At 67.0% G+C, this 24,539-nt stretch carries 22 protein-coding genes; 8 read left to right on the forward strand and 14 right to left on the reverse strand.

Annotated features, from left to right (window positions below):
- Positions 1-209 precede the first annotated feature (209 nt).
- A complete protein-coding gene (locus E0W60_RS10075) occupies positions 210-1,400 on the reverse strand; it encodes a M20 aminoacylase family protein (protein ID WP_135703824.1) in 1,191 nt (396 codons plus the stop codon).
- Positions 1,401-1,402: 2 nt separating this feature from the next.
- A complete protein-coding gene (locus tag E0W60_RS10080; protein WP_135703825.1) occupies positions 1,403-2,389 on the reverse strand; it encodes a Bug family tripartite tricarboxylate transporter substrate binding protein in 987 nt (328 codons plus the stop codon).
- A 99-nt stretch (positions 2,390-2,488) separates the two neighbouring features.
- Here E0W60_RS10080 and E0W60_RS10085 point away from each other — a divergent pair, with 99 nt between their 5' ends.
- The 3 genes from E0W60_RS10085 to E0W60_RS10095 all read left to right on the forward strand — a co-directional run bounded on the left by E0W60_RS10085 (position 2,489) and on the right by E0W60_RS10095 (position 7,113).
- Positions 2,489-3,415, forward strand: coding sequence for a LysR substrate-binding domain-containing protein (locus E0W60_RS10085; RefSeq protein ID WP_135703826.1), 927 nt, complete (start codon positions 2,489-2,491; stop codon positions 3,413-3,415).
- Between the two features lie 132 nt (positions 3,416-3,547).
- Positions 3,548-4,198 (forward strand): response regulator transcription factor, encoded by a 651-nt coding sequence (locus tag E0W60_RS10090; RefSeq protein WP_133095159.1) that lies wholly within the window; start codon positions 3,548-3,550, stop codon positions 4,196-4,198.
- Positions 4,198-7,113 (forward strand): ATP-binding protein, encoded by a 2,916-nt coding sequence (locus tag E0W60_RS10095; RefSeq protein ID WP_135703827.1) that lies wholly within the window; start codon positions 4,198-4,200, stop codon positions 7,111-7,113. Before E0W60_RS10090 ends, E0W60_RS10095 begins: the two co-directional genes overlap by 1 nt.
- A 20-nt stretch (positions 7,114-7,133) precedes the next feature.
- Here the strand turns inward: E0W60_RS10095 and E0W60_RS10100 are convergent, their stop codons facing one another.
- Entirely contained in the window at positions 7,134-7,601 is a 468-nt protein-coding gene (locus E0W60_RS10100) for a hypothetical protein (protein ID WP_346769548.1), read from the reverse strand.
- A gap of 246 nt (positions 7,602-7,847) precedes the next feature.
- On the opposite strand from E0W60_RS10100, the gene E0W60_RS10105 reads away from it, so the two are divergent.
- The 4 genes from E0W60_RS10105 (at position 7,848) to E0W60_RS10120 (ending at position 11,287) form a co-directional block, all read left to right on the forward strand.
- Positions 7,848-8,177 carry a hypothetical protein gene (locus E0W60_RS10105; RefSeq protein WP_135703828.1) on the forward strand — a complete coding sequence of 110 codons (330 nt, stop codon included), beginning with the start codon at positions 7,848-7,850 and terminating at the stop codon, positions 8,175-8,177.
- Positions 8,178-8,230: 53 nt separating this feature from the next.
- Positions 8,231-8,665, forward strand: coding sequence for a DUF3302 domain-containing protein (locus tag E0W60_RS10110; protein ID WP_135703829.1), 435 nt, complete (start codon positions 8,231-8,233; stop codon positions 8,663-8,665).
- Positions 8,666-9,844 carry an HlyD family secretion protein gene (locus E0W60_RS10115; protein WP_135703830.1) on the forward strand — a complete coding sequence of 393 codons (1,179 nt, stop codon included), beginning with the start codon at positions 8,666-8,668 and terminating at the stop codon, positions 9,842-9,844. It begins immediately after the preceding gene.
- Between the two features lie 75 nt (positions 9,845-9,919).
- The gene (locus tag E0W60_RS10120; RefSeq protein WP_218959731.1) at positions 9,920-11,287 is read left to right on the forward strand and encodes a TolC family protein; all 1,368 of its coding nucleotides are present in this window, start codon (positions 9,920-9,922) and stop codon (positions 11,285-11,287) included.
- Here E0W60_RS10120 and E0W60_RS10125 read toward each other — a convergent pair.
- The 5 genes from E0W60_RS10125 to E0W60_RS10145 are packed head-to-tail and all read right to left on the reverse strand — an operon-like array spanning position 11,234 to position 15,990.
- Entirely contained in the window at positions 11,234-12,601 is a 1,368-nt protein-coding gene (locus tag E0W60_RS10125; RefSeq protein ID WP_135703832.1) for an MFS transporter, read from the reverse strand. The genes E0W60_RS10120 and E0W60_RS10125 overlap by 54 nt on opposite strands.
- 35 nt (positions 12,602-12,636) lie before the next feature.
- Entirely contained in the window at positions 12,637-13,902 is a 1,266-nt protein-coding gene (locus E0W60_RS10130; RefSeq protein WP_135703833.1) for an NAD(P)/FAD-dependent oxidoreductase, read from the reverse strand.
- 32 nt (positions 13,903-13,934) lie between these two features.
- Positions 13,935-14,249 carry a non-heme iron oxygenase ferredoxin subunit gene (locus tag E0W60_RS10135; protein ID WP_133095151.1) on the reverse strand — a complete coding sequence of 105 codons (315 nt, stop codon included), beginning with the start codon at positions 14,247-14,249 and terminating at the stop codon, positions 13,935-13,937.
- A 12-nt stretch (positions 14,250-14,261) separates the two neighbouring features.
- Positions 14,262-14,732, reverse strand: coding sequence for an aromatic-ring-hydroxylating dioxygenase subunit beta (locus E0W60_RS10140; RefSeq protein WP_133095150.1), 471 nt, complete (start codon positions 14,730-14,732; stop codon positions 14,262-14,264).
- Positions 14,733-14,736: 4 nt separating this feature from the next.
- Complete coding sequence (locus E0W60_RS10145) at positions 14,737-15,990, reverse strand: aromatic ring-hydroxylating dioxygenase subunit alpha (RefSeq protein ID WP_135703834.1); 1,254 nt, start codon at positions 15,988-15,990, stop codon at positions 14,737-14,739.
- A 248-nt stretch (positions 15,991-16,238) separates the two neighbouring features.
- Between E0W60_RS10145 and E0W60_RS10150 the strand changes: the two genes are divergently transcribed.
- A complete protein-coding gene (locus E0W60_RS10150; protein WP_135703835.1) occupies positions 16,239-17,141 on the forward strand; it encodes a LysR family transcriptional regulator in 903 nt (300 codons plus the stop codon).
- 375 nt (positions 17,142-17,516) lie between these two features.
- On the opposite strand, the gene E0W60_RS10155 is transcribed toward E0W60_RS10150, so the two are convergent.
- From E0W60_RS10155 to E0W60_RS10180, 6 genes are all read right to left on the reverse strand, one after another.
- Positions 17,517-19,616, reverse strand: coding sequence for an acetate--CoA ligase family protein (locus E0W60_RS10155; RefSeq protein WP_135703836.1), 2,100 nt, complete (start codon positions 19,614-19,616; stop codon positions 17,517-17,519).
- Positions 19,617-19,656: 40 nt separating this feature from the next.
- Positions 19,657-20,643, reverse strand: a complete 987-nt coding sequence (locus E0W60_RS10160) for a tripartite tricarboxylate transporter substrate binding protein (protein ID WP_205751609.1) — start codon at positions 20,641-20,643, stop codon at positions 19,657-19,659.
- A 68-nt stretch (positions 20,644-20,711) separates the two neighbouring features.
- Positions 20,712-21,065, reverse strand: a complete 354-nt coding sequence (locus E0W60_RS10165; RefSeq protein ID WP_135703837.1) for a Zn-ribbon domain-containing OB-fold protein — start codon at positions 21,063-21,065, stop codon at positions 20,712-20,714.
- Positions 21,062-22,204 (reverse strand): thiolase family protein, encoded by a 1,143-nt coding sequence (locus E0W60_RS10170; protein WP_135703838.1) that lies wholly within the window; start codon positions 22,202-22,204, stop codon positions 21,062-21,064. Before E0W60_RS10170 ends, E0W60_RS10165 begins: the two co-directional genes overlap by 4 nt.
- Position 22,205: 1 nt before the next feature.
- Complete coding sequence (locus tag E0W60_RS10175) at positions 22,206-23,447, reverse strand: ABC transporter substrate-binding protein (RefSeq protein WP_135703839.1); 1,242 nt, start codon at positions 23,445-23,447, stop codon at positions 22,206-22,208.
- 36 nt (positions 23,448-23,483) lie between these two features.
- Positions 23,484-24,539 carry a cyclase family protein gene (locus E0W60_RS10180; RefSeq protein ID WP_133095143.1) on the reverse strand — a complete coding sequence of 352 codons (1,056 nt, stop codon included), beginning with the start codon at positions 24,537-24,539 and terminating at the stop codon, positions 23,484-23,486.

A 24,539-nucleotide genomic window follows, 5' to 3' on the forward strand; every position in this document is an offset into this window, starting at 1 on the left:
CTTTAGATCCCGTGGCGCTTGCCGCTTGCCTTGCCGGAATGGCCTTGGTTGGATGGGCGCTTGCCGTTTTCGTGCTGTGAGACATCAGTTCAGAAATACCAAAACGTCTCCCCGCATCGTCCACTGACGAGAACGGCGCAATGCTCCAATTCTGAATGCTTCTTCTTACGGGATGGCATCGCCGCAAAGCGATCCCTCGCGCGCAGGCATCAGACCAGGAATGTCTCCGCCAGCCGGCACCAGAACGCTGCTCCCAAGGCCAGGTTCCTGTCATCGAAGTCGTAGCGGGGGTTATGCAAGCCACGCCCACCGTCCGACGGGCCGTTGCCGATACGGACGAGGGCGCCCGGGCATTCCTGCAGCATGTACGCGAAGTCTTCGCTGCCCATCATCCTGGGATAGTCGCGGTCTACGTCCTCCTGGCCAACAAGCTCCGTGGCAACTTCGGCCGCCAGGGCTACCGCGTCGGCGGCGTTATCGACGACCGGGTAGCCCTCCACATAGCGGATTTCCGCTTTCGCGCCGTACGATTCGGCGGTCATGTGGACCAGCGTTGTGATGCGGTCCTTCAGTAGTGCGCGCACTTCCGGACTGAACGAGCGCACGCTGATGCCGATTTCGGCATCGGCCGGAATGACGTTCAGTGCGTCCCCAGACCGTAGCCGGCCAACAGTGAGCACTGCCGACTCGTTGGGGGGGACGTTGCGCGAGACCACGGTCTGCAGCCCCATCACGATGGCAGCCGCTGCCACAAGCGGGTCAACCGCCAGGTGAGGGCGCGCGGCGTGGCCGCCCAGGCCCACGACCTTGATAAACACCCGGTCGCCCGCGGCGAGAAACGGTCCCGGACGCATCAGGAACCGGCCCTGGGGGGCACCGGGATGGTTGTGCATGGCAAATACCATGTCGCAAGGAAAGCGCTCGAACAGGCCGTCCGCCACCATGGACTTGGCGCCGCTGTCGAACCCGCGCTCCTCCGCTGGCTGAAAAACCAGGTTCAGCGTGCCGGAGAAGTTGCGCGTGGCCGCGAGGTGCTTTGCCGCGCCAAGGAGCATGGCAGTATGGCCGTCGTGCCCGCAGGCATGCATGAGGCCGGGCCGGCTGCTGGCGTATGGAAGCCCGGTCTCTTCCTGGATGGGCAGGGCATCCATGTCGGCGCGCAGGCCAAGCCGCTTGTCCCCCTCTCCTACGCGCAACTGGCCGACCAGCCCCGTCTTTCCGATGCCGCGGGTCACCTGGTAGCCCCATTCCTGCAACTTGCCGGCAACCAGATCCGCGGTGTCGTGCTCCTCGAAAGCCAGTTCCGGGTGCCGGTGGATATGCTGCCGCAGGGCAGCAAGTTCGTCGTGTAGCGGGAGCAGGTCGGGAAGCGCTGTACCAGCCTTGGAATCGATGGTCATCGTCAGTCCAGGGTAATGCGATTGTCTTTGGCGATGCGCTGGTAGAACCTGATACGCTGCTCCGTTTCCCTGGTATAGGCCTCTGGCGTAATGTCTTCCGGCACGATCATGCCCTTCGCGACCCAGGTCGAGCGGGTCGCAGGTTCCGCGAGAATCTTGCGTACCGCCAGATAGAGTTGCTGCACGATCGCATGCGGTGTCCCGGCCGGGGCGGCAAGGCCGTTCCATGAAGTCTCATTCAGGTCAGGCAGCTTGAGTTCGGCAAAGGTCGGCACATCCGGCAGTTGCGGCACGCGCGCGGGTGCGGCTACCGCCAGCGCACGCAGCTTGCCCTGGAGGATGTGGTCCAGGTTGGAGGACAGGTTATTCCAGGTCAGGTGCACCTGTCCGCCCAGCAGGTCGGTCAGCGCCGCCCCGGCACCCCGATAGGGAACATGCGTCATCGGGATACCCGCCTGATTCTTGAGAAGTTCCATGCTGACGTGTGACACCGAACCCGTTCCGGCACTTGCATAATTCAGGGCGGTCGGATGGGCGCGCGCATACTTGACCAGCTCGGCGAAGTTGCGAACCGGCAGCGATGCATTGCACAGCAGCACGTTTGACAGCCGGCTGATGAGCGTGATATTCGAGAAGCCCTTCACCGCGTCATAGGGCAGCTTGGGGTTCATCGCGGGATTCACGACATGCGTGCTCTGCGAGGTGACAATGAGGGTGTAGCCGTCGGGCTGTGCTTTCGATACGTATGTCGAGCCGATAGCGCCCCCGGCGCCGGGCCGGTTGTCGACCACCACGGGCTGGCCAAGCGCCTTGCCCAACCTCTCGGCGATCAGGCGGCCGGACACGTCAACCGAGCCGCCCGGGGGAAACGGCACCACCAGCGAGATTGGACGGGCAGGATACTTGTCAGCGGCGAAGGCGGGCAGCTCCAGCCCGCTCAGGCTGCTGAGGGCGGCTGCTTTGAGAAAGGTGCGACGATTGATGGTCATTGCCGGCGTGCGAGTTAGAGTATGTCCCAAGGTTAAGCAGACGCAGACCCGCAGGCAAACGACAAAACCATTGATCACGATAACAAAATGTAATTGAGCATGAAGATTCGCTCTCCTTCACTGGTGGAACTGCACGCCTTCCTGGCGGTTTGTCGGCTGCGCAGCTTCCGCCTGGCGGCCGAGGAACTCTGCGTCACCCAGGCTGCTGTCAGCCGGGCGGTGCAACGCCTCGAGCAGCACCTGGGCGATTGCCTGTTGTTCGAACGGTCCTCGCAAGGCGTGGCACTGACCGAGCAAGGCCGCCAGTTGCGCAAGTTGACGGAGCGCCATGTGCTGGCACTGGAGGCGGCCGCGAACCGGCTGCAGGGGCCGCGCGCCGACGGGAAACTACGGCTGAGTGTGATTCCTACGCTTGGTACCCAATGGCTGCTTCCACGCCTCGCGCGCTTCAGGACGACGCATCCTGAAGTGGACGTCGAGATGCGGCAGTTTCGCCATGACGAGGACTTCAGCCGCGACGACGTAGACATCTGGATCGAGGTGAAGCGACCCAAGCGACGTTGGCCGGCCAGGATGCAGGTGCAATACCTGCTCGGCCGCGAGCTCGTTCCCGCCTGCGCGCCATCGCTGCTGCCGCGCCTGAAACGCCCCGGCGACTTGCTCAAAGAGGTGCTGCTGCACCATACGAACTTCCCGGAGAACTGGGCGCTCTGGGCCAAGGCGGCCGGACTCAGGGCCGCGCCGAAGCTGGGCCCTGGCTATGACCTGAGCATCAACCTGATCTTCGCGGCCAAGGCCGGACTGGGTATCGCGCTGACGCAATCCTGCCTGATCGAGCGCGAACTGGCAGCCGGTGAACTGGTGAAACCTTTTGACATGCCGGTAGACACCGGGCGCGGCTATTTCATCTGCGTGGACGCACAGCGGCCGCGCAGCGCGGCACAGAACGCATTTCTGGACTGGATCCTGGCCGAGGCGCATCGCATCGAGCCGGCTGACGCCGTCGTACCGGGGCAGCGGCGCTGACGCCGCGGCGCCTTCGTTGGTTGTTTGCCCCGTGCGGGCCGTGGGACGATCAGCCAAGCAACTGTCCCGATCTGCAAAACGGACGTGAGGGCCGGTTGGTACAATCGCGAGCCCTATGCAGCCCGGTCTCGCATGCCACCACGTACCCTCTCCGCCGTGATCGCGGACGATCACCCGGTGATTCAACTCGCCGTCAAGACCACCCTGAGCGAGATCCCGAATGTCCACGTATCCGCAATGTGTTCTTCCGGACGGGAGCTTTTCGCTGCGCTGGAGGCGCACCGGCCGGATCTCATTGTTACGGATTTCACAATGGGACATTCCGAAGAGAGCGATGACGGCCTTCGCCTGCTCCAGCGACTCAGGCAGGCCAGCCCCTGTACGCCGATCGTCGTCTTCACGATGCTGACCAACGGCGGCCTGCTCACGCGTATCCAGGAGACAGGTATCGCCGGCATCGTGGGGAAGAACGAGGATCCACGCATCCTGCGGCAGATCTGCATGGATGCGGTCTCCGGTCAGGGCCTGCGCCTGTCGCCGGGAGTATCGGCCAGGATGTCGAGCGCCGGCGCGCTGGCCGGCGCAAGCGCGAGCGCGCTGTCTCCGAAAGAGATCGAAGTCGTGCGGATGTTCGCCGCGGGCAGCACCGTCACCGAAATCGCCGGATACCTGCGCCGCACGCTGGCAACCGTGGCGACACAGAAGCGCTCGGCCATGCGCAAGCTGAACATCACCAGCAACGCGGATCTTGTCGCGTACGCGCGCGACAACGGCCTGACCTGATGGCGGGCACGTTCGAGCCGTCGCCCGACCTGCGCACCGTTGAACGGAACCTGAAGCGGGAACGCCGGGTTTTCTCGATGGTGATTGCGTTGCTGGGGCTGGTCGCCGTCGCGATCGCCGCCACGGGCGTGTGGGTCCGGCTCAATGGCTCGCTGCGCGCCCAGGAGCAGGTGGCCCGCCTGTATGAGCAGGGTGTCGTCGATGCCGTCCTCGAACGCCGGAGCACCCTGGCCGCCAGCAACCTGCTCCTGGAGTTGCGTGCCAATGGCACGCTTCCGCTCTCACCGGACCGTAGGGGCGGCCTCTGCACGCAGGTGTTTCCGTCCGCGCCCGCCGACGACGTTCTGCACCAGAGTTGCGACCAGTCGGTCCGCACGCTGATTGCCGCCAGCCAGCGGCCGTCGATCGAAATGATCTCGATCGCCAGCGGTGCGACGTATCGCTATGAATCGCCCGATGCGTCGGGATCGGGGGCGCGGCCGCTGCCGCCGCCAATGCCGCCGACGCTCATCACCAGCATGATCCTGGAGCGCTTCCGGAGTCGCGATATCGACGTCCTGCAGGCCGCGAGGGAGAAACGCGTCGAATGGCTCGGCGTCCCGGGCAGCGCCGCAGGCGCCGGTCCGGAGATGGTTGGCGCATCGCTGGTGGCAAAGGGCGACACGCTCTACGCGGTGGTGCTGACGCGCATCCCGCTATACGATCTGCTGCGGCCTGCCGGGCCAAACCTGTCGATCCCCGAACCGATCGTGTTCGACAGGCTCGGCACGCCGCTGCTCGCGGCCGGCGCACGGTCCAACGCGCAACGCCTGGATGCCAGGCTGGAAGCGCGGCAGGACGGGATGTTCCATTGGGTCCCGGACTATGGCTGGGCACTGCGCCGCCCGCCACTCGTGGCGGATTTCGGGCACCTGATTTTCGCGCTGCCGATCGGCCATCAGGGGCGGGCGATGATGGAGGACCTGGTTGTCATCGGCGCCATCACCGCGGTGCTGCTTGCTTTGCTGTTCGCGATGTACCGCTACTGGAACTATCGCTTCCTGACCGGCACCTATGCGGAAGCAGCGCGTGCGCAGCGGCTGCTGCACGAAGCCCGGCTCGCGACCGAAGCGGCCGCCAGGGCCCGGGTGGCGTTCTTCGCGTCGATGAGCCACGAGATACGCACGCCGCTTGCCTCGCTGCTGGGGAACATGGAGCTCGTGGCGATGGGGCCGCTGGATCCGGAGCAGCGGAGGAGGGTGGATGCGATGCAGGTGTCGGCCGGAGGGCTGCTGCAGATCGTCGATGAAGTGCTCGACTTCTCCAGGATCGATGTGGGCGCATTGCGCATCGAGGTGCAGCCCGTATCCGTCACGGAGCTGCTCGGCCGCATCGCGATCGCCCATGCGCCGCTTGCCGCGCAGCGCAGCCTGAGCTTCCACGCGGTGTACGGCAGCAATATTCCCTCGCAGCTCGAGCTTGATCCGGCGCGCCTGACCCAGATCGTCAACAACCTGCTTGGCAATGCGTTCAAGTTCACGCCGGCGGGCAAGATCGTGCTGCGCGCGCGATGGCTGGAAGGGAACCTGGAGATCGTCATTGCCGATACCGGCATCGGCATACCGGATGCGTACCGGGACCGGCTCTTCCAGCCGTTCTCGCAGGTCGCCGACAAGCGGATCGCCCAGGCGGGTGGCACCGGCCTTGGCCTGTCGATCTGCATGCGGCTGGTGGAACGGATGGGCGGCAGCATCATGCTGGACAGCACCCTGGACGTGGGAACGCGCGTCACGGTTCGTCTGCCGCTGGGCGTTTCCGACGCGCCGCCGCCGGTGCGCCCGCGCTTGCCGCGGAACCGGACGGTGGTGCTGTCCCGCGATCCCGAGTGCATCGAGGGAGTGCTGAACCATTTCGACTGGGGCGCGTGCCCGCCTTCGGCGCGCTCAGACCTGGACGAGCCCGTGGATGGGGACGGCCATGACTGCCTGCTGGTGACCGAGGCATTTGATCCTGCGCGCGTCCTGGCCTGGTGGCCAAAGCCGGCCTCGGTGGTCTGGCTGAAGCAGCTGGGGCCGCTGGTCGCGACTATCCGGCCGGATGGCGGTCGCGAGGTTTCCAGCTACAGCCTTGCCGGCATCCATGCGGCAGCGCTGGCGGTCATCACCGGGGCACAGCCGCCAAAGCGGAGCGAGGCAGGCCCTGCCGGGCGGCCCGCATCGCCGCTTGCGGGCCATGCCGTGCTGATCGCGGAAGACAACTTGCTGAACCGGAACCTGCTGCGCGACCAGCTGCGGGCGCTGGGCGCGGGCGTCATCGTCGCGGGCAATGGCAGCGAGGCCATGGCGGCGCTGGCGGAGCAGCGCGTGAACGCGGTGCTGACCGATATCGACATGCCCGTCATGAACGGCTTCGACCTGCTCCGGGAAATGAGGCACGCCGGCATCGACATCCCCGTCTATGCCGTGAGCGCCAGCGCGCGGCCCGAGGACGTCGCCGAGGGACGGGCGAGGGGATTCACGGGCTATCTGACCAAGCCGGTATCTCTCGCCGAACTGGCGTCGGTACTAGCACGCAGCGACGATGGCATGGGCCATGAGGATGAGCAGTCAGTCGCATCGTGCGGTGACGATGATCTCCCCGAACTGCCGCGGATCCCTGCCGCGTATGCCGAAGCCTTCCTTGCCCAGGCCGGGGCGGATCTCGATGAATACGACGCGATCCGGTCCGGACGGGACGTGACCTGGCTGGCGCGGTTGCTGCACCGCATCGCGGGCAGCCTCGCGGTCGTCGGGCCGTCGGAACTGGCCGAGCTGTGCGAAGACCTGCGCGAGTACGCCGCGGATGCGGATGGCTGGGACGACGAGATCGAAACGCAGTCAGCGTATATCGCTCGGAGTCTCAGGCAGTTGTGCGGGCGCCTGTCCGTGGCCTCTTGACGCCCTGCCGCCGCGAAACGCTATAGCACAGCGCAGGCTTCCGCGGTGGCGACGACGGTCAGGCTCGCTCGCGCGTCATTGCCCAGCAACACGCACAGGTAGCCGCCCGTCATGTCTTCGGGGCGGGGGTCTTCGTGCCATAGCGGCGGCGGCAGCACCATGGCGGCGTGTTCCCCGCCGACGCTTGCATCGCTCCAGGTGATCGGGATTGGCCCCTCGGGCCTGGTGCCGAGGAAGCAGTATGCCGGAGTGGATTGCGATTGCCGCAACGCGCTCCCGGTTTCGCAATTGCCCGCGCGCACCGCCAGCACGTCGTGATCGGTGCGATTGACAGCGACGATCTTCGTCCATGGCCACGGTTCCTGGAATGGGCTGATGAATTCGGCGGTCGGGATTGCACACCCGGACAGGGCGCTTGCGGCGGCAACGGCAGCCAGGCTCGCGGGGATCGGAAAAACAACATTCATAGGGTTCTGCAGGCCGGGCAAGTCTGGACTACACCCGAGCGATATACGACGGCGGACAGGTTAGGCCGCTCACGCCGTCAGGGCTATCAATGGAATTCGAAAAGCGCCGCCGTACCGGGAGCGGATCGGTGCCGCGTTCCCGCACTTTCTAAGTTCTTTGATAGCCGCGACTGACGCATTGCCATAACGTGTGCGCTCCATCGGGATGTGGCGGCAGTGCCAACGCACGTCGACGACATCCGAATCCATTCGAAGGAACCTGCAGACATGACAAACAACCATCGCTCGGCCGTCCGGGCCCTTGGCGCTGCGCTGCTGATCGCGGGCGCTGGCCAGGCTTATGCGCAGCACTCACGGGGACTGGAATCGCAAACGACGCGAGATCAGCCGGATGCGTGCGCCGGAGCCGGACTTGCCGCGAAGCCCGCCGGCTGCCGCGCTGCCAGCGATACTGCCAACAGTAAATACAACCTTCTGTACGTCGAGGGTGCGGCAGCGGACGAACGCGAGGACAAGGCAGTATCCCGCCGGTCCGCAGGACGCGCGCGCGCGGACGCCTACCGGGGCGGCTCGCGCAGCGACCCCACCGGCTCCTGACCGGACAGTGCATTGTGTAACCGAGCGCCAACGCTCCATCTCAAGACAATTCGATGAAACTGCGCCCCTATCTGCTGGCGGGCATCGGCCTGCTGGCATCGAGCGAACCTGCCTTCGCATCCCTACTGAGCGGCAAGGCCCTTGAGACCGCGGCCAACGCCATTTCCTGGGTGGTCCTGATCTTCGTGCCGGTGGCAGGGGGCTACCTGTTCTGGATGCTCCATATCTGGCCCGAGAAGATCGCGCAGCGCAAGCGCCATCCGCAAAAGGAAGCCATCCACTCGCTATGCCTGCTGTCGCTTCTCTTCGGCGGCTTGCTGTGGCCCCTGGCCTGGCTCTGGGCCCACACGAAGCCCGTGTTCTACCGCGCCGCGTACGGCACCGACAAGGCCCCGGAGGACGATGACGCGCCCGACCATGGCACCCGGCAGCCAGCCGCGACGATGGAAATCGCCAGCAGCATGCGCGCCGGACAGGAGCGGATCTGAATGGATGCACTGCTGCTTGGTGTCTACGCGCTGGCCGTCTGGCTGATCTTCTTCAAGTTCAAGTGGCTGCCGTGGAACACGACGTCGATGGTCATCGTATTCACGATTCCCGTGGTTGCGCTGCTGCTGCTGATCCTGACGCTCAATGTGGTGGCGCCGTCCACCCATGACGTACGCGTGGTCGGCAAGGTCCTGCAGGTTGTGCCGCAGGTTCGCGGCCGCATCGTCGAGCTGCCGGCCGAAGGCAACCGGCGCTACAGCAAGGGCGATGTCCTGCTGCGGATCGATCCGACTCCCTATCAGGCCGCGGTCAGGCAACTCGAAGGCAGGCTGCGGGCCGACGATGCCGCGCTGGCGGAAGCCGAGGCCTCGGCGCGCCAGCTCGGCGAATCGGTTCGCGGCGCGGCCGGCCGGGTCGGCACCGTGCAGGCCAGGCTGTCGCTTGCCCGCCAGCGCGTCAAGGAGCATGAGGCGCTGCTCGCGGCAGGCGCCGGTTCAAAGTTCGACCGGGAAGACGCGCTGGCCCGCCAGCGTGAACTGGAAGGCGAACTGGTCAGCGCGCAGGCCGCCGAGGACGAGGCCCGGCAGAAGTTGTCGGCCAGGAGCCAGGGCGAATTTGCCGCCATTGCCACGGCGCGCGCGAAGCGGGCGGAAACCGAGGTCATGCTGGAGAACGCCCGCTGGGAACTTGAGCAGACCGTCTACCGGGCGCCCTCCGATGGCACCGTCGTGAACCTGCAGGTACGGGTGGGCACCATGCTCGTGCCGTTCCCGTTCTCGCCCGCGTTCAGCTTTGTCGAGGATCAGCAGGAAGTCATTGCCTTTTACCGGCAGAACGAGCTTTACAACGTCAAGGCGGGCGACCTCGCCGAGCTCTATCTGCCGACACATCCGGGCGAGATCATCAAGGCGAAAGTCAACTCGGTCGTGTGGGCGCAATCGCAGGGCCAGATTGCTCAGGGCGGCATGATTCCCAACACCGGCGCCACCGATGCGGTGCCGAACCGCTTCGCGGTCAAGTTCGACCTGCGCGACGAATCCCGCGGGCGGATGCTTCCGGTCGGGGCAGTCGGGGCGGGCGCGATCTATACGAAGCATATGGAAGTGTTTCACATCATCCGCATGGTCTTCCTGCGCGTCAGTTCCAAGCTGAACTACCTGGTGTTCAAGCTTCACTAGGTTCACTGGATCCGAGGTTCGACAGAGATTCGATAGAAATTTGGTAAAGGGAAGTCCGTGTCGTCGTTTCAACCAATGAAGACCTTGCTGCTGGCGTTTCCGCTCGCCATGCTTTGCGGCTGCGCCCTGCAGGCACCGCCCGAGGGCGCGGACCTTCGGCGCCAGGCCGTGCCCGCGCTCGAAGGACACGCCACGTGGGCGAACGCGGCCACAGCCGGTGACGCCGCCAACGGCTGGCTTGCCACCTTCGACGATGCCGGACTGCAACGGCTGGTGCACGAGGCCATTGCGCACAACGGCGATCTCCGGCTGGCCGTGGTGCGCGTGCAGCAGGCGCAGGCGCTGGTCGCCATCCAGCGCAGCGGCCTGCTGCCGGACGCGGGCGTGAAGGGCAGGGCAGGCAATTCGGAAACGCAGATCCTGTCGATCGGCGCAAGCTGGGAAATCGACCTCTGGGGACGCATCCGCGCCCAGTCGCGCGCGGCGGAATCGCAGTACGCGGCCACCAGGGACGACTATCTCTGGGCCCAGCGCGTGGTGGCAGCGACCACTGCCAGGGCATGGTTCACGCTGATCCGGAACGCGCAGCTGGAGGACCGGCTGCGGCAGTCCGCCGCCATCCAGGAAGAGCTGGTGCGGATTACCGGCCAGCGTGTCGAGATCGGGGTAGCGCCGGACACCGAGCTGCTGGATGCGCGCAATGCACTCCGCGCGCAACGCGACGCAATCGGAAAGGCCGAACTGGCCCGAGGCCAGGCCGCGCAGGCGCTGGAGCTGCTGCTGGGCCGCTATCCCGCCGGAGAAATCGCGACGGCGCCGGAACTGCCCGCCATGCCACCGGCCCCGGCCGCGGGCTTGCCGGCGAACCTGCTCGGGCGTCGGCCTGACCTGACCGCGTCGGCGCACCGCGTCGCGGCGGCCTTCGATATGCGGCAGTCTGCGCAAGCGGCACGCCTGCCGCGGGTCTCCATCAGCGCAGCCATCACCGGCATCCGCAGCGACGTGTTCCTGCTCAACCAGGCCGGCACCCCGATCAAGGGGCTCAATGGTTCCTTCTTTGCGCCGCTCTTCACGGGCGGCGAGCTCAAGGCCAGGGCGGACTACTACAGCGCCGAAGAGAAGGCCGCCCTGATCGCCTATGGCAACACCGCGCTGCAGGCACTGGGCGAGGCCGAGGCAGGACTGCGGGCCGAATCCGGCTATGCCGGGCGCACCAGGCAACTGCGGGAGCGGGTGGATGAAAGCCGTGAACTGGTGCGGCGAACGGAGGCGCGCGCAGCCATCGGCGCCACGGATACGCGCAGCCTGCTAAAACAGCGGCAGGCACTCGTGGCCGCCGAGATGGATCTAGTCAACGTGCGGGCCGATCATCTCGACCAGCGCATTGCGCTATTGCTGGCGCTGGGTGGCGACTGGAGGGACGAGGCAGGCGCGGGCGGCTGACTTGTCTGCCGATGCCGACCGCCTGTGATCGATCAGCAGGACCGCCACCATGCCAATCACGGCGGGAATCGCAATCGCAATGAAGTTCTGCTGCAGCGGCAGGTTCATGGCGACGAGTACGCCAATGACGATTGGCGCCAGGATGGCCCCACAGCGGCCGACACCCAGCGCCCAGCCGAGTCCGGTGGAACGGATCGCGCTCGGGTAGAACTGCCCGGTGTAGGCGTTCGCTACGATCTGCGTGCCGATCGTAGAAGCGCCGGCAAGGCCCACCACGAGATACTGCAGTTCCGCGGGCAGCCTGAACCCGAGCAGCGTGATCGAGACCGCGGCCAGCGCATACATCGCGGCAAGCACGTACTTGATGTGATAGCGATCGGCCAGCCATCCGCCGCCGACGGCACCGATCATGGCGCCGATGTTGAGGACCAGCACGAACGTCAACGCGGAGCCCAGGCTGTAACCCGCGCTTGCCATCAGCCTGGTCAGCCATGAACTCAGGGCGTACACCATGAACAGGCACATGAAGAACGCGATCCAGAACATGAGGGTGCTGAAGCCGCGGCCGTCGTGGAACAGGTGCCGGATCGGCGCGCTGTCGGCCTTGTCCTGGGCAGGCACGGAGAACCGGTCGGTTGCGGACCAGCGGCGGCCTGGTGCGAGTCTGGCAACGATGCGGCGCAATGCCTCGTCGTCGCCCCTTGCCAGCAGGAAGGGCATCGATTCCGGCAGCGACCTGAGAATGGCGGGAACAAGCAGAACGGGAAGGCCGGCAGCTAGGAAGACCGATTGCCAGCCATACGTTTCGATCAGGCCCTTGCCGAGGATGGCGGCGAGCATCCCGCCGACGGCATAGCCGCTGAACATCAGGGTGACCAGCGTCGCCCGCATCCGCTTCGGTGCGTACTCTGTCATCTGCGCGACGACATTGGGCATGACGCCGCCGATGCCCAGCCCGGCGAGGAAGCGCGCAATGCCGAAGAGCAGCGGATCCTTGACCATGCCAGCCGCGGCGGTGAACACGCTGAACAGGATGACGCAGATCGCGATGGCCCAGCGCCGGCCGATCCTGTCGGCCAGGGTGCCGAGGAAGATCGCGCCGAATACCATGCCGAACAGGGCGGAGCTGACCATGAGACCGGCCTGCGCCGGTGCCACGCCGAGGTCCTTCATGATCGACGGCAGTGCGATGCCGACGACTGCCAGGTCATATCCGTCGAAGATGATGATGATCGCGCACCAGAACAGCACGCGCGCATGGAAGCGATTGAAGGAGGCCTCGTCGGCCAGCTTGTGGACGTCGATTTGCGACATGGGGGCTTGTCTCCGGTATTTTTTTATCTAGTGGATTACTGCTTTGCCATCGGAACGTTCGGGTCGGCGAGGCGGGTGGGATCGACTTGCGTGCGCTGCTCGATCAGGCGGCGTGCGATGCGCAGGTCGCGCGCCGCGTTGGCACCGGCCGCGGCCTGGACGACATCGCCGTCGAGATAGCACAGCAGGAAGCTGTCCTCGCCAGGCGTGCCCCGTGCCACCATGCGATGCGACGGCAAGGGAATGCCGTAGATCTGCAGGTTCATCCCATACTGGTCCGACCAGAACCACGGCAGGGGCGCATAGTCGACCGGGAGGCCGAGCGCCGCTCGCGCCGCGGCGATACCCTGGTCCTGCGCGTTCTGCCAGGATTCCAGCCGCAAGCGCCGTCCGGCCCACGGATTCGGTGTCACCGCCACATCTCCCGCGGCGAAAATATCGGGGTCGGAAGTGCGGCAACCCTGGTCGACGATCACGCCGCCATCGCATGCCAGCCCGGCGTCACGCGCCAGCTCATCGTTGGGCACGAGACCCACACCAGCGACGATGGCGTGGCACGTCAGCGTGCTGCCATCGGCAAGAGTCACCACGGCCTGGCCGTCGGCGCCTGGCGCGATGCCGGCGATGCGGGCGCCGAGCATGACGCGGGTGCCGTGCGCACCATGCAGCCCGTGCAGGTGTTCGGAGATCTCCGGCGGCACGGTACGCTCGCACAGCCGTCCTTGCGCTTCGACCACGGTAACGTCCGCGCCTTTCAGCCGCGCGGTGGCGGCGACTTCCAGCCCGATCCAGCCGCCGCCCACGACGACGATGCTGCGGCCCGGCCGAAGCTCCGGCGCCAGCGACAAGGCATCGCCAATCGTGCGCAACGTATGGCTCGGGGTCGTATCCGCGCCCGGGACGGCAAGCGCGCGCGCCTTGCCGCCGGTACAGAGGATCAGCTTGTCATAGGACAGCATCTCTCCATCGGACATCTCCAGGCACTTCGCGGCCCGGTCTATGCGGGCCACGCGCGTGTCCACCCACCACTCCACCCTGAGCGCCTCGAACGCCTCCGGCTTGTGCAGCCACGTGCTGGCGGGCGCCGCTTCGCCGGCAAGCACGGCCTTGGATAACGGTGGCCGCTCGTACGGTGGATGGGCCTCGTCGCCGATAAGCACGAGCCGGCCGGCGAAACCTTCGCTGCGCAGCGTCTGGGCGGCCCAGCCGCCGGCCTGTCCCGCGCCGACGATGACGATGGTGGCGGCTGGCGCCATGGCCGTCGCTACGGCCGTCGCGCCCGGTGGTCGTTCGGAAGTCATGTGCGTCCCTTGTGGTTGCTGGCCGGCACTTCTCAGCCGAGGTCGAGGTAGACCTTGTCGCCTTCGATGCGGACCGGATAGGTGCGGATGCCTTCGGTCAGCGGGGCGCACATCGCCGCGCCGTTGCGGATGTCGAACCTGCCCTGGTGGAGCGGGCATTCGATCTCGTGTCCTTCAAGAAAGCCGTCGCACAGGCGCGCATGGCCATGCGTGCAAATGTTGTCGGTTGCATAGACGTCGCCGTCGACGCCATACAGGGCGATCTCCTTGCCCTCCACGGCCACGGCGATCACATCGTCCTGCGGGACGCTGGACAGCAGCGCTGCCTCGATCCAGGTTTCAGTCATGAATGGCTCCTGCTAGATGGGGTAGATCAGCGAGTTGGGGATCATCTCGCTATCGAACACGCAGATGCGCGACGCGAAGCGCCAGCCCTCGGGCGTGCGCACGATGGTGTCGAGGTAGCGGCCGGCGTTGTACACATCGGTCATCTGGTCCGGCTTGGTGCGCAGCACGGCATAGTTGGCCTCGGCCACGATCCTGTCGGCACCGGCCTCCCGGATCAGGGGCGCCCCGACGATGTGGCGCTGGTAGTAGGGATCGTGGAACAGCGTCTCCCGGATGCCGTAGATGCGGTCTTTCAGCATCCCCTTGCCCTCGAGCGACAGCGTGGCGAGCGGCAACCCGCGTTCGTGGTTCTCGCGCGGCTGAACCCGGTAGAGGCAGTCGTCGGTGAAGAACTCCGGCCAGCGGTCCCATTCGCCGTTGTCCACGGCGCTGGTGTAGTCGGCGTACAGCGCGAGCAGCGCGTAGTAGTCGGTAAAGTCCATGGCTTCAGACCTCCATCACCTTGCGCCAGTAGGCGTACATGCCGCGGATCAGGGTCTCGGTGACCATGTGTTCGGTGTTCTCGGCGGTCTTGCCGCCCAGTTCGGCAATCACGCGATGCCAGGGCTTCTGGGAGAAGCCTTCCTGCGAGCATTCGATGGCTTCGCCGTCGTCGGCTGACACAAAGCCGGCGGGCCCGAACAGATTGGCCTGGCGCAGCCGGCGCCGCGTCATGTCCTCGGTGTCGTCCTCGAAGCCGAAGTGCGTCCAGACGAAGTCGAAGGAGTCTGGGCCGTTGGGCTGGATATGGCGCGTGGACACCGAATTGACCTGCTGCTGGAAGATCACGCTCGGGAAGACCGTCATCATCACCGCGGTTGGCTCGCCCCACCACGGCTCGTGGACGATGTCGAGGATGCGGTCGTCGTGCAGGGCCATCTGGTCCTTGAAGCTGGACACGCCGGAGGTCACGTCGCTCTTGCCGCCCTGGCCGCGGGTCGACACCATCGCGGCATGGCGGAACTCGGCATCCATCACCAGGCGGGCCTTGTTGTCCGCGCGCCAGAGCCCGAACGTGACAAACCACGTATGCAGCAGCCCGGGGTGGTAGGGGTCCTTGATGTTCTCCTGCATCAGCTTCCAGTTGCCCGGAATGCGCTGCTTGTTGTAGCCGAGGACCTTCAGCTTGCGGCCATTGAACAGCCGGTCGAAGTAGCCGAGGATGTCCGGCCCGAGGTAGTCCTCGAGCGAAGGGACGTCATGGTCGAACGAGGCGAACACCACCCCGCCGCGCGTGGCGACCCTCAGCTGCGTGAGCCCGTGCTCCTGCGGCCTGAAGTCGGCGGGCATGCCCCCGTTGACCTTGCCGTCCTGCTTGACGCCACGACGCAATGGCACCCCTTGCAGGTTGCCCTTCAGGTCATAGTTCCACTGGTGGTAGGGGCAGTGGAAATCCTTCCGGTTCCCGCTGCGCTCGCGGCAGAACTTCATGCCGCGATGGGCGCATACGTTCTCGATGACGTTGATGTCGCCGTCCTGGTCGCGCACCAGGATCACGGACCGCTCGCCAAGCGTGGTGCGCTTGAAGTCGCCGGGATGCGGGATCTCGGCCTCCAGGCCGAGATAGTTCCAGTGACCCTGGTAGAAGCAGCGTTCGAGCTCGCGCTGGTAAAGCTGCGCGTCGGTATAGACGCGGAACGGGATGCGGCTGATGCTGTCGTCGGCCCACACTGGGCGGTCTTCATGGGAGGCTGTTGCCATGGCGGTTTCCATAGAGCGAACGGAGTCCGCGCGCGGGCCCGGTGGGCCTGTGCGGCGTCTGTGTGCTTGGGGTGACTTCAGGGGGGGATTCCCCGGGGCGGGCTATCGCCAGGGAAGGGCGGGATTCATGGGGCGTCTCCGTATGTGCCTATGTCTTTTCGTATGGGAAGGATCATCGGACATCGACCGCAATAAACCAATAGAATCCCGGCTATAGTTGATATTCACGGAATCAATAAAGGTGCGCGATGGAACTGAAGGACGTCGACCTGAACCTGCTCGTCGTGTTCGATCAGCTGTTGCGGCAGGGGACCGTTTCCGGCACGGCCAGGGCCATGAACCTGAGCCAGCCGGCAGTCAGCAACGCGTTGGCACGCCTGCGGACCCTGCTGGGCGACCAGCTCTTTGTACGAAGCAGCAGGGGAATGCTGCCGACACCACTTGCGCAGGAACTGGCCGAGCCGGTCGGCCATGCGCTGGAATCGCTGCAGGCAACGCTCAGCCGCAAGATGACTTTCGATCCTCTGCGCAGCGAGCGCGCATTCCGGATCGCCATGACGGATATCGGCGAGGTGCACTTCATTCCGCCGCTGATGGGTGCGCTCGGGCAACGGGCGCCGGGCGTGACCGTGACCACGGTGCGCAATACGGCGGTCGACCTGGCGGCCGAGATGAGCCAGGGCAAGATCGACCTTGCTGTCGGCCACCTGCCTGAACTCAGTACGGAATTTTTTCAGCGGCGCCTGTTCCGCCAGCGCTACGTCTGCCTGTTCCGTCCCGGCCACGCGATGGACAAGAAGAAGGTCAGCATGCGGGACTTCGAAGCCGCCGAGCATGTCGTGGTCACGGCGGCGGGAACGGGGCATGCGCGCGTCGACGAGCTGCTGGCCCAGGGCGGCGTAAAGCGCAGCATCCGGCTGCGCGTCCCGCATTTCGTGGCACTGGCGGACATCATTGCCACCACCGACCTGGTTGCCACCGTGACCTGGACGTTTGCGGAACGGTGTGCCAAGTATTTCGGGCTCAGGTATATCAATCATCCGTTCGCGCTGCCGGCCATCCAGATCAACCTGTTCTGGCATGCCCGATATCATCGCGACCCTGCGAATCAGTGGCTGCGCAACGAGTTTATTGAATTGTTTTCGGAATAGGGCCTCGGCTGAAAGCGAGTGCGATTCGCATCCTGCATTTAGTACTATGTCTGGCACTTACGCTTGAGTTTCGGGGCAATCGAGTAAATGGACAGCGCTTCCCGAAGTCGTGGAAATTGTCGTTGATTGGTATGCGCAGGCTTGTGCCTGGAATCTCGGGAGCGGCAGTCCGGAAGGCACAACGGTGCGGTGGCGAAGCCGACGCAACGTGCTCTCCAGTCTAGTTCAGCGAACCCGTCGGGCCAACCCGGAATCCCGTGCGGCAACGAACCGACGGACTGAACCGCGGCTCCGCGCCGAAGTAGATGTCGACTGATGCGTCGGCATTGCGCTGCAGCCCTCGCCGGGAAGGGCGCGGGGTGCCGCCACGCTGCGCTAACGTGGCACCCCTGCCACCTCGATCAGCGCATCGACCACCACCACGCCGTCGGCGCTCGCCATCACCGGGTTGAGATCGACCGAGCGGATCGTGCCGCCGGCCGCGTGGACCAGTTGGCCGACTTGCACCGCCAGCCGGCACAGCGCGGCGATGTCGGCCGCCGGCTCGTTGCGCACGCCGCGCAGCAGCGGCGCGATGCGCAGGCTGTCCACAGCGCGGGCGACATCGGCTTCGCTGCACGGCGCCAGCAGCACGGCGGTGTCGCGCAAGGTCTCGACATACTTGCCGCCGTCGCCGACCACCAGCACCGCGCCGAATACGGGATCCCAGTGCGCGCCGATCATGCATTCGCGCTGGCCGCGCACCATGCGCGCGATGACGATGCCTTCGCAATGCGCGTCCATGGCCTGCAGCGTGCGCATCTGGGCGCTGAACGCACGCGCTACTGCCTCCCGATCATTGCAGTGCAGGGCGACCAGCCCGTGCTCGCTCTTGTGCGGCACCTGGGGCGAGCTCGCCTTGACGGCAACCGGCGCGCCGATGCGCTGCCACGCGGCCACGGCGGCGTCGATGTCGTGGCAAAGATAGTGCTCGACCACCGGCACGCCTGCCGCGGCGAGACGCTCCAGGCTGGCGGCTTCGCTCAGCGTCGTACCTTTCACCGGTGACGCCGGCACGGCAGGTGCAGCGGGTAGCGGCGGCTCGCCCTCGGCCGCGATCTGCCGCAGCCGCTGCTGGTGCGAGACCAGTTGCGAGAACGCTGCCAGCGCTTGCGCCGCGCAGGCGTAGGTCGGCACGTTGGCCTGCCGGAAGGCATCGGCCACCGGCGCTTGCCATACGGCGACCGCGATGGGCTTGCCCGCGGTGTCGGCAAACGCGGCGGCGTCGCGGGCAAAGCGCGGCACGTCGTAGCCCATGCCGGAGACGGGGATATCGAGCAGGAACAGGTCGGCGGCGGGATCGCGCGCCACCACCGGCAGCACCTCGCCGAACAGCGCGCTGTTGGTGAGCAGTGCGGCGGTGACATCGACCGGGTTGGCGGTGGCGGCGAAACCGGGCAGGCGCTCCGCCAGCGCGGCCTGCGTGGCATCGGACAGCGGCGCCAGCGCCAGGCCGGACGACGGCGCTGCATCGGCGGCCATCACGCAGCTCGCGCCGGAGTTGCTGACGACCACCAGCCGCCTTCCCCCGGCTTGCCAGCCGCGCAGGTACATCGGCGCGCAGCGTGCCAGCGCATGCGCATCGTCGACGCGCCAGATGCCGTGGCGCTGCAGGAAGGCATCGACCGCGCGGTCCTCGTTGGCGATGGCGCCGGTGTGCGACGCGGCGGCGCGCTGCCCGTCCTGCGAGCGGCCGGCCTTGGCCGCCACCACCGGCACGTTGCGCGCCCGCGCCACGCGCGCCGCCTCGGCCAGCATCTCGGGGTCGGTCAGGCTTTCCAGGTACAGCAGCACCAGCCGCACGCCAGGATCGTGCGCCACCGCCAGTGCCAGCTCGCCGACGGTGATGTCGGCCTGGTTGCCGGTGGCATGCACGTGGCGCACGCCGATGCCCTGGCCGCGCAGCAGACCATAGACCATCGCCGCCACGCCGCCGCTCTGGCTGACCACGGCGACCGGGCCATCCTGCGGCGGCACCTCGATGAACATGGTCGAAAAGCTGGCGATGGCGCCGCTGCCGAAATTGGCCAGCCCCTGGCTGTTGGGACCAACCAGCCGCAGCCCGCTGGCGCGCGCGGCGCGCACCATCTCGTCCTGCTGGCGCCGGCCTTCGGCACCGCCCTCGCCGAAGCCCGATGCGATCACGATGGCCGCCGCCACGCCCAGCCGCGCGCAGTCCCGCACGGCCTGCACGGCGGCATCTCCGGCGACGATGATGATGGCGAGTTCGGGGACTTCGGGCACCGCGTCCAGCGTGGGACAGGCGCGCAGGCCCTGGATGGTGTCGCGCTGCGGGTTGACCGGGTAGAGCGTGCCGACGTAGCCGTGCGCCTTCATGTAGTGGATGGGGCGGCCGCCGATCTTGTGGATATTGTCGGAGGCGCCGATCACGGCGATGGAGCGGGGAGCGAGCAGTGACTGGAGGGGAGCGGTCATGACAGGGGCCGTGGGGTTTGCGTGAGCTATGCGTAGGGGATCAGTCGATGGTGGCGCCGGATGCCTTGACGACCCGGGCCCATTTGTCGATTTCGTGTTCGAGGAACCGCGCGGTGGCCGGTGGCGAGGTCCATTCCGCGGCAAAGCCCTGCGTGGCGAAGCGCGCACGCACGTCCGCATCGTCGAGCACGGATTTCAGCGCCGTCCCGAGCGCAGCGAGCGCCGCGGGCGGCGTGCCGGCGGGCGCCAGCAGCGCGTTCCAGGCGCTGGCCTCGTAGCCCGGCAATCCTGACTGCGCGATGGTCGGCGTGTCCGGCGCGGCCGGCGAGCGCGCCGCGCCCGTGACCGCGAGCGCCTTGAGCTTGCCGTCGCGCACGAACGGCATGGCCGACAGCATGGTGTCGAACATCACCGTGGCCTGGCCGCCCATCACGTCGGTCAGCGCAGGCGCACTGCCTTTGTACGGTACGTGCGTCATGCGCACGCCGGCCATGCTGTTGAACAGTTCCGCGGCAAGGTGGGTGGACTGGCCATTGCCAGAGCTGGCAAAGGTGACCTGGCCGGGCCTGCTCCTGGCCAGCGCGATCAGATCGGCGACATTGCCCGCGGGCGTGGCGGGCGCGGTGACCAGCACCAGCGGGCCGCGCGTGAGCAGGCTTACCGGCGCGAAGTCCTTGCGCGTGTCGTAGCCGGGCTTGCGGAACAGCGTCATGTTGATGGCATGCGCGGTGGTGGCCACCAGCAGCGTGTAGCCGTCGGGCGCGGCCCGGGCCGCTGCCTCGGCGCCGATATTGCCGCCGGCGCCGGGGCGGTTCTCCACCACCAGCGGCTGGCCGAGCTTGTCCGAGAGCTTCTGGCCGACCACGCGCGCAACGATGTCGGTGGGGCCGCCGGGCGGGTAGGGCACCACCAGCCGGATCGGCTTGACGGGGAAGGACTGCGCCAGCGCTGGCGGCATAAATGCCGCGGACAAGGCGAGGCAGGAAAGCAGGGCGAGCGCGTGCCGCCGGGATCGATTCGGTGCCAAGGGGATTCTCCGGTTGTGGGTGCCGGCTGGGATGGAGGCGGACGCGCGCCGGCTGGCGCCGGAAGGCGCTATTCGCGCAGGAAACGCAGCAGCGTCCCTTCGCCGAAGCGCAGGAAGCCTGCGCGCACGCGCTCGCCGATCGCCACGCCGGGCTCGGCATGGCCCATCACCCGCGGGCCTTCGTCCAGCGTGGCCAGCACCAGCGTGTAGGGCGCCAGCGCGCGGAAGGCCCCGGCCGGGGCGCGGCTGATCTCGGTGACCGCATACACCGTGGCCAGCCCGCCGGCATCGCGCCAGCGCAACTGCAGGCTGCCGCAGGCGCGGCAGGCGTGCCGTTCCAGCGGCTGCCAGGCTCCGCAGTCGTCGCAACACTGGTAGCGCACCACGCCGGCATCGAGTCCGTCGGTATAGGGATGGCTCATGGCGCGGCCTCCAGCACCAGGCTGACATGCGACGACAGCACGCCACCGTCGGCATGGAACAGCGCGCGGCGGCGCTTGCTCAGTTGACGTTCCCCGGCGCGGCCCGCGAGCTGGCGCGCGGCTTCGGCAAGATGCATCAGGCCGCCTGCCGCGCCGGAATGGCCGAACGCAAGCAGCCCGCCATGCGTGTTGAGCGGCAGCGCGCCGGCGCGGCTGAAATCGCCGGCTTGCAGGCGCGCGTGCGCTTGCCCGCGCGGCGCCAGTCCGAGTTCTTCCAGCAGCATGACCAGCGTGATGGTGAACGAGTCGTAGATCGCGAGGCAGTCGATGCCGTCCACGCTGCCGCCCGCCTCGGCGAAGGCGCACTGCGCGGCCTCGGCGGCGCCGGTCTGCATCACGTCGTCGATGGCGCCCAGGTGCTGGTGCCGGTGTGCCTGCCCTGCGCCGGCGATGCGCACCGGCGTGCCCGCGCCGGGTTCCGCGGAAACGATCACCGCCACCGCGCCATCGGAAATCGGGCAGCAGTCGGACAGCCGCAGCGGCGTGGCGATCGGGCGGGCGGCGCGCGCCTGCGCGAGCGACAGCGGCTCGCGCAGGTGCGCATCCGGATGGCCGGCGGCATGCTCGCGCATCAGCACGGCAAAGCCGGACAGCGCATCGGCATCCATGCCGGTCTCATGCAGGTAGCGCGACGCCAGCAGCGCGTAGTAGGCCGGCACCGAGGCGCCGTTGGGCACCTCGGCATGCGGCTCGCCCACCTGCGCCAGCGTCTGGATCGACTGGTCACGGCTCTGGCCGCTGAGGCGGTTCTCGCCCGCCACCACCAGCACGTGGCGGCAGCGGCCGGCGCGCACCAGCTCATGCGCCAGCATGGCCATCACGCCGCCGGTGGCGCCGCCCGCGGCCACGCCGTGGGCGTAGGCGGGCGTGAGCGAGGCGTATTCGCAGAAGCGGTCGGCCAGCATCAGGTGCGGCAGCGTGGTGGCATAGCCGCACAGCACGCCGTCGATGCCGGCGCGCGCCAGCCCGGCATCGGCCAGCGCGGCATCGGCGGCCTGTGCCATCAGCGCCAGCGGCGTGCTGCCCTCGATGCGGCCGAAGCGGGTGTTGCCGCTGCCGCGCAGGTAGGTGGCGAGCATGTCAGTGCTTGAGCAGAGGGCATTGCGACTTCGATGCCGGCATGAAGGCCTGCTCGCCGGGTACTGTCGCCACCACCTTGTAGTAGTCCCATGGATACCGGGATTCGGCCGGCGTCTTCACCTCGAACAGGTACATGTCGTGGATCATGCGGCCGTCCTCGCGGATGCGGCCGTTCCTTGCGAAGAAGTCGTTGATCGGCAGCGACTTCATCTTCTTCATCACCGCCGCGGTCTCGTCGGTGCCCGCCGCCTGCACCGCCTTCAGGTAGTGCATCACCGACGAATACGCGCCGGCCTGGCTCATGTTGGGCATCTTCTTCAGCTTCTCGAAATAGCGGCGCGACCACGCGCGCGTGGCATCGTTCATGTCCCAGTAGAAGGCTTCGGTGAGCACGAGGCCGCCCGCGGTCTTCAGCCCGATGGCGTGGATATCGTTGATGTAGAGCAGCAGTCCCGCCATGCGCTGCGCGCCGTTGCGCGTGAGGCCGAACTCCGACGCCGCCTTGATCGCATTGATGGTGTCGCCGCCCGCATTGGCCAGTCCCACGACTTGCGCCTTGCTGGCCTGCGCCTGCAGCAGGTACGAGGCAAAGTCGCTGGCGCCGATCGGGTGGCGCGCGGCGCCCACCACCTTGCCCCCGGTTTCGTTGATCACCGCGGTGGCGGAGTCCTGCAGCGTATGCCCGAAAGCGTAGTCGGCGGTCAGGAAGAACCAGGTCTTGCCGCCGCGCTGCACCGTGGCGCGCGCGGTGGTATTGGCAAGCGCATAGGTGTCGTAGGCGTAGTGCACCGACACCGGCGTGCACAGGTCGTTGGTGATGCGCTCGGTGCCCGGCCCCGAGAACACCACGATGCGGTTCTTCTGCTTCGCCACTTCCAGCACGGCCAGCGCTGGCGCCGAGGCGGCCACGTCGAGGACGGCATCGACATTGCCGGTGTCGTACCACTCGCGCGCCTTGTTGGCCGCGATATCGGCCTTGTTCTGGTGATCGACCACCACCAGCTCGATCTTCCTGCCCAGCACCTTGCCGCCGAAATCGTCGATGGCCATCTGCGCCGCGGTGGCGCTGCCGCGGCCGGTGACATCGGCGTACAGGCCGCTCATGTCGAGCAGCATGCCGAGCTTGACCACGTCGTCGGAGATCGCAGTCTTGGGCTGTGCGTGCGCGGCGCCGCAGGCAAGCGCCGCGGCCAGGGCCAGGACGCCGGCGGCCCGGCGCTGGATCGAATGGCGAAGCTTCATGGTGTCTCCTCTGGCGTGTTGTGGTTCTTGTTTGGGCTAGACGGTAGCAATCGGCGTCACCGGCGACCCCACCGCCCCCGGCAGCCGCAGCGGCGGCGCGGTCAGCTGGAAGCGGGTGCGGCCATTGGCGCGCAGCCAGTCGGCCAGCTCGCGCAGGTACCACAGCTCGCCCAGCGGCAGGCCCAGCTTGAACAGGCAGTGGTGGTGCAGCGGCAGCAGCGGGTGGTGCCGGTCGCCATCGGGCGCGGGGCGGGCCGGGTAGCGCTCGACCGCGTAGTTGTCGGCGATCAGCGCGGCGATGCCGGCGTCGGTGATCCACTGCAGCAGGCGGTCGTCGCGGCCGTCTAGCGCGCAGCAGCTGTGGTGCAGCACGGCTTCGTCGGGCTCGCGCTGCATCGACAGCACCACCTCGGCAAAGCCGGTGCGCAGCAGCAGCATGTCGCCGGGCTCGACCTCGGCCTTGCCGGCGTCCATGGCGCGCATCAGCTCGTCATAGCCGATGTTGCGGAAGTCCTGGCCGTACACGTGCGCCAGATCCACCAGCACGCCGCGGCCCTGCATGCCCTTGACCGCGAAGTTCTCGATGCCAAGCGCCTGCGCGGCGCTGTGGTCGTGGCCGCAAGGGTGGGCGGCGAAGTGGTCGTCTTCGGCGTAATCCACCGGACCGACGATATGCTCGTTGGCGCGGAAGCCGTTGTAGTAGACGCGCTCGGGCCGGCCGTCGCCGTCGGCATCGAACAGCGCGCCCACGTGCGCCAGCGCATCCCACTGCGTGCTGTACTGCAGGCACATCAGCACCTGGTCGTCGCTGATCACGTCGGTGGCGGCGGGATCGACCTTGGCGAGCGGGAAGTTGAGGTAGGGGCTGTCGTCGCGAAATGTCGGGCGCAACTGCGGCGGGTGCCGGCGCGGGTTGAGCTTGTTGCCGCCCGGGTAGTCCAGCGGCAGCGACAGGCAGAAGCTGATGCCGGCCCGCACCTCGCGCGCGCCCTTGACGACCTGCTCGGGGCCGATCAGGTTGACGCGGCCGAGCTGGTCGTCGGGGCCGAAATCGCCCCAGTTGGAGCCTTGCGGACGTTGCTTCCAGCGCAT

It is taken from the genome of Cupriavidus oxalaticus, assembly GCF_004768545.1.
Lineage (GTDB): Bacteria > Pseudomonadota > Gammaproteobacteria > Burkholderiales > Burkholderiaceae > Cupriavidus > Cupriavidus oxalaticus_A.